15 protein-coding genes are annotated in these 17,045 nt (G+C 50.2%); all 15 read left to right on the top strand.

Going from position 1 to position 17,045, the window contains the following annotated elements; translation table 11 throughout:
- Positions 1 to 40: 40 nt before the first annotated feature.
- Positions 41 to 1,381 (top strand): preprotein translocase subunit SecY, encoded by a 1,341-nt coding sequence (secY, locus tag BMZ51_RS12280; protein WP_068001580.1) that lies wholly within the window; start codon positions 41 to 43, stop codon positions 1,379 to 1,381.
- On the top strand, positions 1,378 to 1,950 hold the full coding sequence (locus tag BMZ51_RS12275; RefSeq protein WP_068001577.1) for an adenylate kinase: 573 nt from the start codon (positions 1,378 to 1,380) through the stop codon (positions 1,948 to 1,950). Before secY ends, BMZ51_RS12275 begins: the two co-directional genes overlap by 4 nt.
- A 224-nt stretch (positions 1,951 to 2,174) precedes the next feature.
- Positions 2,175 to 2,543 carry a 30S ribosomal protein S13 gene (gene rpsM / locus BMZ51_RS12270; protein ID WP_068001576.1) on the top strand — a complete coding sequence of 123 codons (369 nt, stop codon included), beginning with the start codon at positions 2,175 to 2,177 and terminating at the stop codon, positions 2,541 to 2,543.
- Positions 2,544 to 2,607: 64 nt separating this feature from the next.
- A complete protein-coding gene (gene rpsK / locus BMZ51_RS12265; RefSeq protein WP_068001573.1) occupies positions 2,608 to 2,997 on the top strand; it encodes a 30S ribosomal protein S11 in 390 nt (129 codons plus the stop codon).
- A gap of 80 nt (positions 2,998 to 3,077) precedes the next feature.
- Positions 3,078 to 4,100 carry a DNA-directed RNA polymerase subunit alpha gene (locus tag BMZ51_RS12260; RefSeq protein ID WP_068001570.1) on the top strand — a complete coding sequence of 341 codons (1,023 nt, stop codon included), beginning with the start codon at positions 3,078 to 3,080 and terminating at the stop codon, positions 4,098 to 4,100.
- Between the two features lie 82 nt (positions 4,101 to 4,182).
- On the top strand, positions 4,183 to 4,614 hold the full coding sequence (gene rplQ / locus BMZ51_RS12255) for a 50S ribosomal protein L17 (protein ID WP_068001568.1): 432 nt from the start codon (positions 4,183 to 4,185) through the stop codon (positions 4,612 to 4,614).
- 349 nt (positions 4,615 to 4,963) lie between these two features.
- On the top strand, positions 4,964 to 7,162 hold the full coding sequence (locus BMZ51_RS12250; RefSeq protein WP_068001566.1) for a methyl-accepting chemotaxis protein: 2,199 nt from the start codon (positions 4,964 to 4,966) through the stop codon (positions 7,160 to 7,162).
- A 266-nt stretch (positions 7,163 to 7,428) separates the two neighbouring features.
- Complete coding sequence (locus BMZ51_RS12245; RefSeq protein WP_068001563.1) at positions 7,429 to 8,874, top strand: DegQ family serine endoprotease; 1,446 nt, start codon at positions 7,429 to 7,431, stop codon at positions 8,872 to 8,874.
- Between the two features lie 38 nt (positions 8,875 to 8,912).
- A complete protein-coding gene (locus BMZ51_RS12240) occupies positions 8,913 to 10,223 on the top strand; it encodes a replication-associated recombination protein A (RefSeq protein ID WP_068001560.1) in 1,311 nt (436 codons plus the stop codon).
- Between the two features lie 86 nt (positions 10,224 to 10,309).
- On the top strand, positions 10,310 to 12,688 hold the full coding sequence (locus BMZ51_RS12235) for a patatin-like protein (protein ID WP_068001557.1): 2,379 nt from the start codon (positions 10,310 to 10,312) through the stop codon (positions 12,686 to 12,688).
- A gap of 53 nt (positions 12,689 to 12,741) precedes the next feature.
- A complete protein-coding gene (crcB, locus tag BMZ51_RS12230) occupies positions 12,742 to 13,122 on the top strand; it encodes a fluoride efflux transporter CrcB (protein WP_068001554.1) in 381 nt (126 codons plus the stop codon).
- Between the two features lie 183 nt (positions 13,123 to 13,305).
- A complete protein-coding gene (locus BMZ51_RS12225) occupies positions 13,306 to 14,355 on the top strand; it encodes an RluA family pseudouridine synthase (RefSeq protein ID WP_068001552.1) in 1,050 nt (349 codons plus the stop codon).
- 26 nt (positions 14,356 to 14,381) lie between these two features.
- The gene (locus BMZ51_RS12220) at positions 14,382 to 15,062 is read left to right on the top strand and encodes an HAD-IA family hydrolase (RefSeq protein ID WP_068001550.1); all 681 of its coding nucleotides are present in this window, start codon (positions 14,382 to 14,384) and stop codon (positions 15,060 to 15,062) included.
- Positions 15,062 to 15,856, top strand: coding sequence for an ATP12 family chaperone protein (locus BMZ51_RS12215; RefSeq protein WP_068001547.1), 795 nt, complete (start codon positions 15,062 to 15,064; stop codon positions 15,854 to 15,856). Before BMZ51_RS12220 ends, BMZ51_RS12215 begins: the two co-directional genes overlap by 1 nt.
- 408 nt (positions 15,857 to 16,264) lie before the next feature.
- On the top strand, positions 16,265 to 16,750 hold the full coding sequence (gene bfr / locus BMZ51_RS12210) for a bacterioferritin (protein WP_068001544.1): 486 nt from the start codon (positions 16,265 to 16,267) through the stop codon (positions 16,748 to 16,750).
- The last annotated feature ends 295 nt before the right edge of the window (positions 16,751 to 17,045 follow it).

Genomic DNA, 17,045 nt, shown 5'->3' with positions numbered 1-17,045 from the left:
GTCTTTTTTTGGGGTGTATCCAAACTGACCGGAGCGCGGAATGGCTTCTGCTGCCGAGCAACTTGCTTCAAACCTTAACTTTTCTGCCTTTGCGAAAGCCGAGGAACTGAAGAAGCGGATCTGGTTCACGCTAGGCGCGCTTCTGGTTTATCGGTTCGGAACCTATATACCTCTGCCTGGAATTAATCCTGACGCGCTCGCGCAGGCCTTCGGAAACGTACAGACCGGCATTGTCGGTCTGTTCAACATGTTTTCCGGTGGCGCTGTCGAGCGTATGGCTATTTTTGCCCTTGGCATTATGCCTTACATTTCAGCGTCGATTATTATCCAGCTCATGACTTCTGTTGTTCCTTCTTTGGAACAGCTGAAGAAAGAGGGTGAGCAGGGCCGGAAAAAAATTAACCAGTATACACGTTTCGGAACAGTGATTCTGGCTACCTTCCAAGCCTACGGTATTTCCGTTGGCCTTGAAGCTGGTGCGAACATTGTTATCGATCCGGGCTGGTTCTTCCGTATTGCAACGGTTCTTACCCTTGTTGGTGGTACTATGTTCCTGATGTGGCTGGGTGAGCAAATCACTTCCCGCGGCATTGGTAACGGCATTTCTTTGATCATTTTCGCCGGTATTGTTGCCGGGCTTCCTTCTGCGATTGCGTCCACTTTGGAACTCGGTCGTCAGGGTGCTCTTGCAACGCCGATCATCCTTGCAGTTGTTATACTGTCTGTGTTGGTTATTGGCGTAATTGTATTCATGGAGCGTGCTCAGCGTCGTTTGCTGATTCAGTATCCACGACGTCAGCAAGGTAATAAGATGTTTGAGGGGAACACTTCGTTCCTGCCACTCAAACTCAATACGGCTGGTGTTATTCCACCAATTTTTGCAAGCTCCTTGTTGTTGGTGCCTGCGACCGTAGCAAGCTTTCAAACCGGTGATAGCACTGGTGCGATGGGGTGGTTGACGACTGTCACTGCTTTGCTTGGTCACGGTCAGCCGGCCTACATGGCGCTTTACGCTGCATTGATCATCTTCTTCTGCTTCTTTTACACTGCGATTGTTTTCAATCCGACAGAGACAGCAGACAACCTCAAGAAGCATGGTGGCTTCATTCCAGGGATTCGTCCAGGCGAACGTACTGCGCAGTACATTGACCATGTGCTAACTCGCATTACGGTTGTTGGTGCAATATACATAACTCTCATTTGTTTGTTGCCAGAGTTCCTGATCTCAGCAACGGGTGTTCCGTTCTACTTCGGTGGTACGTCTCTGCTCATTGTTGTTAGCGTTACCATGGATACCGTTTCTCAGATCCAGGGGCACCTTCTTGCGCATCAGTACGAAGGCTTGGTGAAGAAAACAAAGTTGAGGGGGAAACGTAGATGAGATTGATTCTTCTTGGCCCTCCTGGTGCCGGTAAAGGTACACAGGCAGGTCGGCTTGTAGCAACGCATGGTATTGTTCAGCTTTCAACTGGTGACATGCTTCGGGCAGCTGTAGCAGCTGAAACCGAAGTTGGTTTAAAGGTTAAAGACGTTCTTACTCGTGGCGAACTTGTTTCTGATGACCTGATTTGCTCAATCATTTCTGATCGTATTGATGATCATGATTGCGCAAAGGGATTCATCTTGGACGGTTTCCCACGGACCATTGCTCAGGCTGATGCTCTTGATGAGCTGCTTGAAAAGAAAGACCAGAGACTGGATGCTGTTGTTCAGCTGAAAGTTGATGAAGGGATCCTTCTTGAACGGATCGAAACGCGGGCTCGTGAGAGTGCGCAAGCTCGTTCTGACGACAACGCAGATTCATTGAAGAAGCGCCTTGCAGTTTACAGCGAGCAGACTTCACCTCTTGTTGATTATTACAGCAAGCGGAATATGCTTATGAGCGTTGACGGTATGAAATCCGTTGATGAGGTTGCTGCAGAGATCGACACGATTTTGAGCACGGTTTAATTCCGTGCTTTTTAAAGGCAGGCGCTTGCGCTTGTCTTTATAATAAAGTATAGCCGGCGCACATCGACACCATAATCGATTGGCGCCGGTTTTCCTTGGGAAACCGGGGCTTATGTTTTTGCTGTCTAAAGGTGCGCCTTTGATCCGCAGGATTGATGGTGGTTATTCGGCGAAAAAAATGGGAGAGGGTACAGATCGTTCCCTCGTAATTGGAGAAAACAAACGTGGCACGTATTGCTGGCGTCAACATTCCGACGAATAAGCGCGTAGTTATCGCGCTGCAGTACATTCATGGCATTGGTGCGAAGTTCGCGCAGGAAATCACCGAGAAAACCGGTATTGCTGCTGAGCGTCGCGTTAACGAACTCTCTGACGCAGAAGTTCTGAAGATCCGTGAAGCAATTGATGCTGACTACCTTGTAGAAGGTGATCTGCGTCGTGAAACTGCAATGAACATTAAGCGTCTCATGGACCTTGGTTGCTACCGTGGCCTTCGCCACCGTCGTGGTCTGCCAGTTCGTGGTCAGCGCACACACACCAACGCGCGTACCCGTAAGGGTCCTGCTAAAGCGATCGCTGGTAAGAAGAAGTAAGTTGCCGGTTATCCGGTGGAGCCGCCGCACTACGGCGGTGTAGATATCGAAGTTAGGAAAAAGAATGGCTAAAGATTCGGCGCGTGTGCGCCGTCGCGAACGGAAGAATATTTCTTCTGGTGTCGCGCATGTGAACTCTACGTTCAACAACACCATGATCACCATCACCGATGCACAGGGTAATGCGATCTCTTGGTCGTCTGCCGGCGCGCTCGGCTTTAAGGGTTCTCGTAAGTCTACCCCTTATGCTGCACAGGTCGCTGCCGAAGACGCTGGTCGTAAGGCTGCTGAGCACGGCATGCGTACTCTCGAAGTAGAAGTGCGTGGTCCAGGTTCTGGACGTGAATCCGCTCTGCGTGCACTCCAGGCTGCTGGTTTCGTAATTACATCTATCCGTGATGTAACTCCGATCCCGCACAACGGTTGCCGTCCACGCAAGCGTCGCCGCGTCTAACAGTTCGTTAGGCAAGTTTTCCACCCAGGCAAGGAATTGTTGGCCAATAGGCCTACGGGATAGCCAGAGGGTTTTTAAACGTGACAATTCAGAAAAATTGGCAAGAACTTATCAAGCCAACCAAACTCGACGTTCGTGTGGGCGAAGACGCACGCTTCAAAGCATCTGTGATTGCAGAGCCGCTTGAGCGTGGTTACGGCCTTACTCTTGGTAACGCGCTGCGCCGTGTTCTGCTTAGCTCCCTTCAGGGTGCTGCAGTAACTGCGGTTCAGATCGATGGCGTTCTCCATGAGTTTTCGTCGATTCCTGGCGTTCGTGAAGATGTGACTGACATCATCTTGAACATCAAGGAAATCGCACTTCGCATGGAAGGCGAGGGACCAAAACGTATGGTTCTGCGTAAGCAGGGTCCTGGTGCGGTCTACGCTGGCGATATTGAAACTGTAGGCGACGTTGAGGTTCTTAACCCAGGTCTGCTGCTGTGTAACCTTGATGAAGGTGCGGAAGTTCGCATCGAATTCACTGTAAACACCGGCAAGGGTTATGTTGCTGCCGCTGCTAACCGTCCAGAAGACGCTCCAATCGGTCTGATTCCGGTTGACAGCCTTTATTCTCCGGTTAAGAAGGTTTCTTACAAGGTTGAGAACACCCGTGAAGGTCAGGTTCTTGATTATGATAAGTTGACTATGACTGTTGAAACTGACGGATCTTTGATCCCTGAAGATGCTGTGGCATTTGCTGCGCGCATTCTGCAGGATCAGCTGTCTATCTTCGTTAACTTCGAAGAGCCACAGCGTGAAGTTCCGGAAGATACAGTTGCAGAACTTGCATTCAACCCAGCACTGCTGAAAAAGGTTGATGAGCTTGAGTTGTCTGTACGTTCGGCAAACTGCCTGAAGAACGACAATATCGTATATATTGGCGATCTCATTCAGAAGACTGAAGCAGAAATGCTTCGCACACCGAACTTCGGTCGTAAGTCTCTCAACGAGATCAAAGAAGTTCTGGCGCAGATGGGCCTGCATCTCGGTATGGAAGTGGCTAACTGGCCGCCTGAAAATATCGATGAGCTTGCTAAGCGCTATGAAGACCACCAATATTAAAGGAACAGGAACCGAGCGCTTTGCGTGAGGTTCCGGCGGTCTGATATACTAGATCGCAATTGACTTAACAAAGGAGAGGGCCATGCGCCACGGTAAATCCGGCCGCAAGCTCAATCGGACGTCAAGCCACCGTAAAGCGATGTTCGCTAACATGGCAGCTTCGCTCATCCAGCATGAGCAGATTGTTACGACGCTTCCGAAAGCAAAAGAGATGCGTCCAATCATCGAGAAGCTCATCACTCTGGGCAAGCGCGGCGACCTGCATGCACGTCGTCAAGCTATTTCCCAGATCCGTGACATCGCAATGGTATCGAAGTTGTTCGATACTCTTGCAGAGCGTTACGCAGACCGTGAGGGTGGTTACGCTCGCGTGCTGAAGGCTGGCTTCCGTCATGGTGATAACGCACCTATGGCTGTTATTGAGCTGGTTGACCGCGACGTAGAAGCAAAAGGCGCTGAAGATCGTGCACGCGTTGCTGCCGATGAAGCTGCTGAAGCTGACGTTGCTGCATAGTTTGCTATTTGCATAAGCGATTTGAAAAAAGGCGGCCAATTGGCTGCCTTTTTTTGTGACTGAACGATTTTCATGTTCGGGGATTCCAGCACGGAACTTCGCATTGCTATATTTTTGAATGGATTAGGATATCCTGACGTATACGGAAGAGTTTTGAGCGTCACTTCCGGTCGTACGTAGATGACCGCAGGTACCGCTGTGGATTTGTGTGTCGTTCGACAGCCGTCGCAGGTAGATCCTTCATTTATTTGTCATTTCTGCGATTTGAATGGTATTTTATATAATTGTTTTAAGCAGAGTTTAATACTATAAGTTGAATATATGGCCAACGAACTACTCGGGGGCTCATATGCGTTCTAAATCTGATGATAGCGGCTCTACCTCCTCTTCAAGAGTCAAGAATAATTTTAATCGTATTGCTGTTCGCCTACCATTTATCATGGTTGGGCTTGCGATCATTGCCAGTGCCGTTGTTGCGTTCCTCGGGTATACTCGTGCCGAAAGCGCGTTGACTGAGGCGAGCAAGCAGCAGCTGGTACTTGTCGCTCAAGCACGTCGTGATACGCTAGATAAAAAGCTTCTGTATGTTGATAGCGATATCAAGCGCCTTGTGAAAAGCAGCGCGATGCGTGTTGCTATGACCGACCTTCTGGCCTCGGTTGGTTCGCTGGGTGTCGATAAAGCTGATATCGTAGGCTACTTCCAAAAGAGTGGTTCTACGGCAGCTGAACGACTTGAGCTGACGGGGGCGGGCAATAAGACCCTCTACTCCTGGCGCCATGCGGTTGTACATCCTGACTTTGTAGCGAGTGTTAACGGCGGTGGTTACGCCGATATCATCATTACAGATGCTAATGGTCTTGTGATCTATTCCGCGACGAAGTCTGATGAGTTCCTTGAAAATGTGAAAGACGGTGAGCTTGCAGGAAGTCTACTGAGCGCGGAATTTGCAAAGGCATCGAAGGCAGCTGAAGGCGAGGTCTTTTATTCTGAGATTGCACAGTATGAGCCGGATGGAAATTCTCCCGCGTTGCTGATTTCAGCTCCGGTCTTTGTTGAGGACTTCACTGAGAGTGTTTTCAAAGGTGTGGTAACGGTTCGCCTTGATTCTTCCTTCTTTGACGGTGTTCTTCAAAGTCGTGAGAATATGGGGGAAACCGGGCAAACTTATCTCGCGCGTATAGATGGGACAATCCTTTCCAACCAGGTTCTTTCGGATGTACCGACAGCGTTGGTTAAGAAAGACGATCCTGAAGTGGTTCAAAAGGTCGTTGCTGACCTTCGTGCAAACACAGAAACGAATGTAGGCTTTGCTGAAGTTCATGATCAGTTCGTGCTTGCGCTGCCACTTGGTTTTGAAAAACTCCCAAGCGTGATTGTTGCAAAAACTAATGTCAGCGAAGCGTTGTCTGTTGTTTATGCCTTGGCCAAAGAGATCATCATTAGTGGTCTGCTGGTATTGGCGGTTGTTGCTGCAGTCGGCATCTTTATGGCCCGCAGCTTGTCTACACCGCTGAACCGTTTGTCCTTTAACCTCAAGCAGATTGCCGATGGTAATTTGGATGTGGCGATTGTGGCCGCACAGCGCAAAGACGAAATTGGTGACATTGGCCGTGCTGTTCAGTCGTTCCAGGCTGGTCTTATTCGGGCGAAAGAACTGGATGCCAAGCAGGAGCAAGAGCAGAAGGAACAGGAAGAGCGAGTGAAGCGTGTTGATGCGCTCAATGAGCGCTTTGATGTCGGTGTTCGCGATGTTCTAACCACTGTTACGGATGCGGGTGGTAATCTTGAGACCACTGCGAAAAGCATGGCAAGCATCTCTGAGCAGACCAACTCCGAAGCTCAAACCGTATCGTCAGCAAGTGAACAGTCTTTGATGAACTTGCAGGCCGTTGCAGGTGCAGCTGAAGAGCTTTCTGCAACTGTTGGCGAAATCGACCGCGAGGTGCGACGTTCAGCTGATGTGTCTAAGCAAGCAGCTGAAAAAGCTGAGGCTGCCGAGGTTTCTGTGAATGGCTTGCTGGAAGCAGCTCAGCGCATCGGAGAGGTGGTTTCTCTGATCAATGACATTGCAGACCAGACGAACCTTCTTGCGCTGAATGCAACCATTGAGGCCGCTCGTGCGGGAGAAGCTGGAAAAGGCTTTGCGGTTGTGGCTTCTGAAGTGAAGGGCCTTGCGAACCAGACAGGGCAGGCGACTGGCGAGATCAGTGTGCAGATCCAGTCCGTGCAGGCTGAAACTGAAAAGGCTGTTGCTGCGATCAAGGAAATCAGCTCTGTGATTGCGAATGTGAATGAAGCAGCGACTGCGATCGCAGGCGCTGTTCAAGAACAGGCGGTTACTGCAACTGACATCTCAAGCAACATCCAGCAGGTGAGCTCAGGCAGCTCTGAGGTCGCTCAGTCGATCACTCGTGTGAGCATGATTGCTAGTGATGCCGGACATGAAGCAGAGAACGTGCTTGGTGCCGCCAATCAGTTGACCCACCAGTCTGAAGTTCTTCGGAGCATGGTTGAAGAGTATCTTGAAAATATCCGGACAGCTTAAATTCAGCTGACCTACCTTTAGGATGAGTGAAGCGCCGGGGGGACCCGGCGTTTTGCGTTTTGACGTCCTTTATGAGTGGGATGACCATGAGGGGGTGTTCTCATCGAGCAACATTAATCTGTTTTTGGGAACGTGCAGGTAGTTCTGAAAACCGACAGATTGGCCTTTTTATTTCTTTGTTGCAGACTTATCTGTAACCTGTTGCTCCCGAATTTTTTTGAAGGAAATTCATTTTGGATTGGGGCTTTTGTCGAAGGGATATGAGAATGGGTCAACTCAGAAAGTGTGCTGCTCGCTTGCTTTTTTGTTCGGTTGTTGGAACGAGTGGTGCCTTCGTAACGCAGAACATGCATGCACTGGCTGCAGAGAAGACGGTACCTACCTCTCAAGGCGAGATTTCTCTGTCGTTTGCGCCTGTGGTGAAGAAAGTCTCGCCAGCGGTTGTTAACGTATATGCCAGCCGTACAGTGCAGGAACGGCGCAGAGTTTCACCTTTTCTGGATGATCCTTTTTTCCGCCGGTTTTTTGGCGATCAGTCTGACCGCTTTGCGCCGCGCTCGCGCAGCCGCGTCCAGAGCTCTTTGGGCTCAGGTGTGATCGTTTCAGCTGATGGGACAATTATCACCAACCACCATGTGATTGCCGGGGCTGATGAGGTGCGTGTTGCTCTTTCTGATCGCCGTGAGTTTGATGCAGATGTTATCTTAAAAGATGAGCGAACTGATCTTGCAGTCTTAAAGGTACGTGATGCGGAGGGTGCTTTCCCGGTTGTGCCATTTGCCAACTCTGACGAATTGGAAGTGGGTGATCTGGTGCTTGCTATCGGTAACCCGTTTGGCGTTGGGCAGACTGTAACGCAAGGGATCGTTTCAGCGGTGGCACGAAATCAGGTGGGCGTGTCTGACTACCAGTTCTTTATTCAGACTGATGCCGCGATTAATCCGGGTAACTCCGGTGGTGCGCTGGTTGATTTGAAAGGCCGCCTTGTTGGCGTTAATACCGCGATCTTCTCGCGCTCTGGTGGCTCTAATGGCATTGGCTTTGCCATTCCGGCCAATATGGTAGAGGTGGTTTCTTCAGCGGCAGATGATGGCGGTATTGTTCGTCGTCCGTGGGTCGGCACAAGTGTGCAGCCAGTTGGCGCTGATATTGCCGCAAGTTTGGCATTGGAGCGCCCGAGCGGCGTCCTTGTAACACGTATCCAAGAGGGCAGCCCGGCAGAGCGTGCAGGCATTCGCGTTGGTGATCTGATCCTATCTGTTGGAGACATCAACGTTGATGACCCTGATGCTTATGGTTACCGCCTTGCGACGAAGAAGGTTGGCGGTGTGACTTCTTTTGAGATTTTGCGAAACGGGGAAGCCTTTCGCGTTGATGTAAATCTTGAGCGCGCACCGGAAACTGTGGCTAGAGAGGCCCTTGAGATTAATGGTAGCTCGCCCTTTGCTGGCGTAAAGGTTATGAACCTTTCTCCGGCAGTTGCAGAAGAGCTGCGTATGTACAATGAGTTTTCCGGCGTTGTGATTGCTGATATTCAGGCCCGCAGCAAAGCTGCCTATGTTGGCTTTAAACCCGGCGACATCATTGTTGAGGTGAATGGCAGTAAAGTTGAACGGACCAAAGACCTGTCTAAAGTTTCTGCGGTACCGCAACGCACATGGCATATAACGTTTAAGCGTGCTGGTCAGCTGCGTCAGGTGACTTTGAGATAATGCTGCTTGCGTGCAGCAAAGAGGACTGTTGAAAGACCATGAGTGATCTGTTTTCTGTAAATGGGATGGATCAACCAGAACACCGGCCGCTGGCAGATCGCTTGCGGCCTTGTGTTCTGGAGGATGTTGTCGGCCAAAGTCACCTATTGGGTGAAAGTGGTATTTTAAGTCGTATGCTGCGCTCAGGCTCGTTGGGTTCTCTCATTTTCTGGGGCCCACCTGGCACAGGCAAGACGACAGTTGCCCGCTTATTGGCTAATGAGACCGAGCTTGAATTTGAGCAGATCTCTGCAATTTTCTCTGGGGTTGCAGACCTAAAAAAGTGTTTTGAACGGGCAAGGGGGCGGCGCATCTCAGGTAAGCGAACCTTATTGTTCGTGGACGAGATCCATCGTTTTAACCGCGCGCAACTGGATAGCTTTTTGCCGGTGATGGAAGATGGAACCATCACGCTCGTTGGAGCAACGACGGAAAACCCGAGCTTTGAATTGAATGCGGCGTTGTTGTCCCGTTCTCATGTCTTGACTTTCAAGTCACTGGATGAAGAGGCGTTGATTGACCTGCTAAGCAAAGCGGAAGCAGAAATGGGACGCGATCTGCCATTGGATGAAGAGGCGCGTTTGTCGCTCGTTCGAATGGCAGACGGTGATGGGCGTTCTGCCCTGACGCTGGCTGAGGATGTATGGCGTACTGCAGGTGATGATGAGGTTTTTGATAGTGCACGCCTAGCTGAAGTGGTGCAGCGCCGGGCGCCGATTTATGACAAGACCAAGGACGGGCATTATAACCTGATCTCAGCGCTTCATAAGTCTATCCGCGGATCTGACCCAGATGCGACGCTGTACTGGATGTGCCGTATGTTGGAAGGTGGTGAAGACCCGCTTTACATTATTCGCCGTCTCACTGTAATTGCCTCTGAAGATATTGGCATGGCTGATCCAAATGCGCTTGTACAGGTGAATGCTGCCCGTCATGCTTATCAGTTGGTGGGGTCTCCCGAGGGGGAGTATGCACTTGCGCAAGCCGCGGTTTATCTGGCGACGGCTCCCAAATCTAATGCGTCATATATGGCTTATAAAGCCGCGCGGATGGCTGCGCGCGAACATGGCTCGCTGGTGCCGCCCAAGCACATTTTGAATGCTCCAACCAAGTTGATGAAGCAAATGGGTTATAATGAGGGTTATCAATATGACCATGATGCACCAGATGCGTTCTCTGGTCAGGATTACTTTCCAGAGAAGATGGGGCGCCAACGCTACTATGAGCCCAATGCACGTGGCTTTGAACGAGACATCCAAAAACGTCTGGCATATTGGGATCGTTTGAGAGCAGAACGCGGCGGTCGCTAAAACAATAAGTAACTTTGTTTGGGTTTCTGTTTGCATTCAGGCACCCATATTTGCACACTCGTAGCAAAAGACGGCTGGTGCGTGCAATGAGGCAGCTTGAACTAAGGTTAGGACTTGTGCTTTACGGCGGTGTTTCGCTCGCCATTTACATGCACGGAGTTACTCGCGAGTTGCTAAATTTGCAACGCGCCTCGCGCGCCCTTCACCGGGTGCTAAAGGAGCGTTTGCAAGGTGTTGAGATTGACCTTGAGCTGGATGGATCGGTTCAAGCCTATTATGACCTTCTGGAAAGCTTCAGCCCGAAGCTGGATATGCGCGTTGTGATTGATGCGATCTCTGGCGTTTCTGCAGGAGGCATAAATGCTATTATGCTGGCACGCGCTTTAGCGCATGACCTGCCTCTCAAACACCATAGCGACTTGTGGCTTACACTTGCAGACGTGAATAAGCTGGCCAACGAAATGTATGGCTTTCGTAAGTATGCCAAACCTGCCGTTGCGCCTTTGGTGGATAAACTGCTGCTGCTGATGGGACGCGATGTTTCTAATAATGCGGAAACGCGAAGCAAACTGCGCGATTTCCTGAGTTCCAATTGGTTTACCGCGCCGTTTTCAGGCGAGCGCTTTGCTGGCTGGATGGTGAAAGCCTGCAAGGCGATGGATGAGTATGATCGCGGTACAACACTCATTCCATCGGGGCAGCGACTTGAGCTGTTTGTGACACTAACAGACTTTTATGGTGTTACGCGGCGTATCGCGCTGCGCGATCCTGAGTTTGTTGAGGAACTTGATCACAGGCGTATTTTGAAGTTCAGCGCACACCATAAAGTGCCAGGCGGTTTGGAAAGTCAAATGGGAAGCGATTATATTCCTGATTTGGTGTTCGCTGCTCGCGCTACTTCCAGTTTCCCTGGCGCTTTCAAGCCGATGAGAATTGCAGAAATGGATTCCATCCTTGCGGCCAATGATTTGGAATGGAACAACAAAGACGCTTTTATAAAAGACATCCTTCATGCCCATCACGATGAAAAGGGTGATCGTATCTTTATGGATGGGGGGTTGGTAATGAATAAGCCTTTCGAGCCGCTTATTGAATCCATTGCACACCGCTCAGCGGAGCGCGAGGTTGTGCGGCGATTGCTTTACCTTGATCCCAAACCCCTCGCGCTTGGGGCTGTGCCAGCGGAACCAAAGCCGCCAGGTTTCTTTCGCAGTGTATTTGCTTCACTGTCTCGCCTACCCCATAATAGGCCAATTGGGGACGAGTTACAGGAAATTGTGAACATCAATATGAAGGTCCAGCGCCTCAAAGAGGTTGCGGATGCTGCTCTTCCTATGGTGCGCCGTGAGGTGCGGGTGTTGTTGGGTAAGCACGGATACCTGCCTGAGACTGAGCGAGATTTTTCAGGGATACATCAAGGTGCCGACCTAGCTGCAATGGAACAGGCAGGCTTTGCAAATGCCGGGTATTTGCAGCTTCGGTTACGGCATCTGGCACAACGCCTTGCCTCCCTGATTTTCCTGCTCTCTGACACACAACAGGCCGAGGAAGGGTCTGGCTGGACGCAGGAGAGGGTGGAGGAGCTGGTTGTGAATGCGTTGACCTTCTCTCAAAAAGTTGGCGGGGAAGTGCAGCTTGATCAAGCTAAAACACTGAGCGAACTTAAAAGGCTTGATGTTGATTATCGGGTGCGCCAACTCCGCTTTTTAATCGAGCAAATCAACACGTTTTATCATCATGAAGAGATTGTTGGCTCAATTGAATGCGTCCGACATCTGGATGCCTTTAAACGAGACCTTTACTTGCAGATCACACACCTAAGGAGCAGGTACTCAAGAGTATTTTACGGAAAACAGACCATTCATCTTGCTGAGTTGTTGAAGAAAACAGGGCAGCGACGGAATGCCGTGGGTGAAGTTCTGGGGCTTCTTTTCGTGCGTATGGGTCTTCCCGATCTGGATCGGCTCACAGATTCTATTGTGTTTGAGGGCGTGGAGCGACTGGGCGGACTTCGTGTGGCGCAAGAAATTCTTGAAGCCTATATCGGGTTCCCCTTTTTCGACACGAGCATGTTTCCCGTTCAGCAGGCACTTAATGCCTTTGAACTGCGCAAAATTGAAGTCGGGCGTATTAGTCCGATTGATGCTCAATTGCTTTGTCCGGGCGGGGTCCAGCTAAAGGGTGCGCAGCTTCAGATGTTTGGTGCCTTCTTCAACGAAGGGTGGCGCGAACATGATTATCTATGGGGGCGGCTTAACGCAGCTGAGCAACTGGTAAGGTTGCTGCGAGATGTCTATGACACTCACGATGGGACTGTGCAAAGGATCAAGCCTGAAGGTGATGGGCACTTGCGTATTTTGTTGAATGAGATCCTTGATGAGGAAGAGGGGCATCTGAAAACTCAGAGTAAACTGATACAAACTTGCAGGGAACGTATTGATACTGTCTTTTCGAAGAGTTGTTAGCAAGAGCACAGTTTGGGCAAGACACATCGGTTGAAATCCGATAGTGAGGAGACATGAAAGAACTCATCCTAATTGCACTTGGTGGTGGGACAGGAGCGGTTTGTCGGCATCTGGTTTCAATGGCCGGACTTCGTCTTCTTGGTTCATCTTTCCCGTGGGGCACGATCACCGTTAATATACTTGGGTCTCTGCTGATGGGGGTCTTTGTTGAGGTTCTTGCTCAGCGCATGAATGCCTCATCTGAACTGCGTTATCTGATTGCGACCGGCTTTCTGGGCGGCTTTACAACCTTTTCGACATTTTCGCTTGACGTCGCTGTGCTATGGGAACGCGGAGAGCCTTTTACTGCGGCTCTTTATGTGATGGGTTCACTTTTCTTTTCGGTCTCAGCATTGTTTGCAGGTCTTTATCTAACACGGCAGGTTCTTGCCTGATTTTTTCAGGTGGGCAGCGAAATCTCATATAAACTTGATGGTTTTTGCTTTTGGCGAGTAGAATCGGCGCGAAAGGCTTGCATGTTTGTGCTTCAGATGCCAAATGAGCGCCAACAGATTTAATAAGGACGGCTGGCGCACCTTTTGTGCTGCCGCCGCACTAAAAAGTCAGGATCTTCACTCATGAGTGGCTCCCAGAAAAAAGAAGCGCCGCAAAACAATGGTGGCAGCCCCGTTAAGATCGAAATGCGCCGTGTTGATGCCGACGAGGCTGGTATGCGTCTTGATCGCTGGTTTAAAGAGAATTTTCCCGAGCTTGGTTTTGGCCGGTTGCAAAAGCTGCTGCGCACAAAGCAGGTTCGTGTAAACGGTAAACGCGCAGAAAGCTCCACCCGACTGGAAGAAGGGCAGGAAGTCCGCATTCCGCCGCTTGGCGTCGAGCTGGCAGCAGATGACAGAGCCAACGCACGCCCTCGGCCTCGAAAGCTGGTTGATAGTGATCGTGAAGCAATTGAGCAGATGGTCCTGTTTGAAGATGCCCATGTGATGGTGCTGAACAAACCAGCCGGTCTTGCTGTTCAAGGTGGGTCAGGCCTAACCCGCCATGTGGACGGTATGCTTGACGCATTCACTAACCAGAAAGGTGACAAGCCTCGTCTTGTTCACCGCCTGGACCGTGAAACCTCTGGCATTTTGATGGTTGCGAAAACACGCCGTGCAGCTCAGGAGCTGACGAAGGCCTTCCGTCACCGGAACACACGCAAGATCTACTGGGCAATGGTTGCTGGTGTGCCTAAACCTCGTCAGGGCCGCATCTCGACGTATCTGGCTCGTGATGAGAGTGAAGAGCGTATGAAAGTGGCTCGTCATGGGGACGAGGAAGCACAACATGCCGTCAGCCTGTACAACGTGGTTGAGCAGTCTGGTCAGAAACTGTCCTGGGTTAGCTTAAAGCCTGTGACTGGCCGTACACACCAGTTGCGTGCGCATGCTGCACACATTGGCTGTCCGATTGTTGGTGATCCAAAGTACTTCAATATTAAGAACTGGGAACTGCCGGGCGGTATTCAAAACAAGCTGCACCTTTTGGCGCGTCGCATCGTGATACCGCACCCATCGGGCAACGGTTCAATTGACGTATCAGCGCCGCTGCCACCGCATATGCAGCAGAGCTGGAACTTGCTTGGCATGGATGTGAAGGAATATGATCCTGACATCAATGAACCGGAATAAGTACAAGTAAAGACGGGCTGCTCCTCATGTACCTTATTGTTTTTGACTGCGACGGCACGCTCGCGGACAGCCAAGACAATATCATGATTGGTTTTACTGCCGCTTATCGATCTGTTGATCTGCCGGTGCCATCACGCGATCAGATACTTTCTACTGTTGGTTTGACGTTGAATGTGGCGTTTGAACAATTGCTGGGACATAGCGACCCGGAACTGATTGCAAAGCTCGTCAAAGGATACCAGCAGGTCGTCTGGGACATGCGCTCCAAAGGCCGGGATTATGATCCTTTGTACGACGGGGCGCTAGAGGCGCTGAACGCATTGGCAGAGCGAGAGGATGTATTGCTCGGTGTTGCAACTGGCAAGCATTCACGCGGCATGAAGCATCTGATTGGCCTGCATGGGCTGGAAGGTTTCTTTACCACAATGCAGACAGCTGATGTTGCACCGTCGAAGCCAAACCCCGGTATGATATTTCAAGCGATGAGTGAAACCGGCGTCGACCTTGAAAACACCATTATGATCGGTGATACGACGTTTGACATGCAGATGGCACGCAACGCTGGCGTAGAGTCTATCGGGGTGACATGGGGTTATCATAGCGCCAAGGACGTGAAAAACGCGGGTGCTTCCTATGTTATCGACCATTTTAATGAACTCATTCCAGTGCTTAGCAAGCACTTTAGTTGGAATAAGGAAGCCGCATAATGCGCGATATATTTGACCAAATTGCAGATGATATTGCAAAAGGGCCAGTTGATGCTGTTCAGGCGGCGCGCGAGCACAGCAAGCGCAATCTGCCGAAGCGCTTTTATGAGCGTGTAAGTGTTACGGCCAAAGATAGTGAATTTGCTGTGCTGCTCGATGGACGCATGATCAAAACGCCTGCCCGGAATGAACTGGTGTTCAAAGACGAGGGCATTGCAGAAGGTATTGCAGCAGAGTGGGAGTTGCAGGAAGAGGAAATCGATCCCGGCACAATGCCGCTGACGCGCATTGCGCACTCTGCAATTGATGCGGTTGAAGATAAATTCAATGAAGTTGCAGACGAAATTACCCGTTATGCCGGTAATGATTACTTGTGCTATCGCGCAGACGCTCCTGCAGAATTAGTCAAACGCCAGAAAGAACAGTGGGACTGTATTCTGGAGTGGGCAGAGCAGCTGCTTGGTGGGCGTTTGAAGCTTGCTGAAGGGATCATGCATGTGACGCAGGATGATGTGGTCATCGCTGCGTATCGCCGCCAACTAGATCGCTATCATGCGCTTCAATTGGCAGCGATTCATACGGTTACTTCCATTTGTGGCTCCGCACTACTTGCTCTTGCACTTGCTGAGAAGGCGTATGATGCGGAAACCGTTTGGTCTGCTGCTCATGTGGATGAAGATTGGAATATCGAGCTTTGGGGGCAGGATGATGAAGCTGCCCGTGTTCGTCGTTTTAAAAGTGATGAATTTGCAGCTGCGGTTCTTATTCTCATTGGCGCTCCAGAAGAGACCTAAGATAGCAGGCTATTTTATAGTTTGTTTCAAAGCGCAGCTCCTTGCTGCGCTTTTTTATTGCAAGGCAGTGGCTTCACAGATGGAAATGATTAGCGCTTGACCTATATATTTGAGCACTGCGTACCCCATTTTATTGCCCTGCGACATCGGGGCTGATTTTTTGGAATACGCTTTGGCATTACAAACATAAATAGGCAGCGCTCAACGTTTACTAAAGGTGCACTCTTCGAATATCGTAGAAAGAAATCAAAGGATTGTAGCATGTGGGCACTTGGATTTCGATTGCTGTGATACTATCGAATCTGCTCAAATGTGCATTCTGCAGTACGCGTGACGCAAGTGTGGTCGTTTAAAACAATCACATTATCTATGACAGTCCTATTCAAATAAAAATGAGGAATTCCGCCGATGAAACATAACGAAAAAGTTATTGAGCGGCTTAATGAAGCGTTGCGTTTGGAACTTGGCGCGGTGAATCAATACTGGTTGCATTATCGTCTGCTCGACGATTGGGGTTTTGGTAAGCTTGCGCAGAAGGAGCGCGAGGAATCCATTGAGGAAATGCAGCACGCAGACAAGCTGGTCGAGCGCATTCTCTTCCTTGGTGGTCATCCCAATATGCAGAGCATTGGCGGATTGAAAATCGGGACAAACTTGAAAGAAGTGCTGGAAGCAGATCTATCTGGTGAGCACGAAGCGCGCGCTTCCTATAAAAAGAGCCGTGAAGTATGTGACGGTGAGGGCGATTACGTCACTATGAAACTGTTTGATGATCTGCTGGCAGATGAAGAAGGTCATATTGATTTTCTTGAAACCCAGCTAGATCTCCTTGAGAAAATTGGCGAGCAAAACTACGGTGCGCTTAACGCCAAATCAGCCGATCAAGGCGAATAAGGCACTCGTTTCAATGCGATGTATTTTGAAGGGCTGCCACGCGGGTGGCCCTTTTTTGTATGCGCGATTTGTGTCTTGAACCAGTGTTGCGTTGAACTTCCAGCTCTTTTTGTGGGTCTTCATTGTGGCGGGGCGGGAAAATACACAAAAGGTGTAGATTCTGCAATGAGGCCAAGTGGGTTTGAGTTGGCGCGTATGCTTCACCCTTTTTCGTTGTGAATGCTCGGTTTTCTGCGGGTCTTGGGGTGTTGGGAGGCTGATCCTCCGGGTTGTCGTGACATAAGCTTCTCAATCC

The sequence above is a fragment of the Pseudovibrio axinellae genome (genome assembly GCF_900110875.1).
GTDB classification, from domain to species: domain Bacteria; phylum Pseudomonadota; class Alphaproteobacteria; order Rhizobiales; family Stappiaceae; genus Pseudovibrio; species Pseudovibrio axinellae.
Note: the sequence above shows the minus strand (reverse complement) of the source record. Positions and strands in the feature narration are given on the sequence as shown.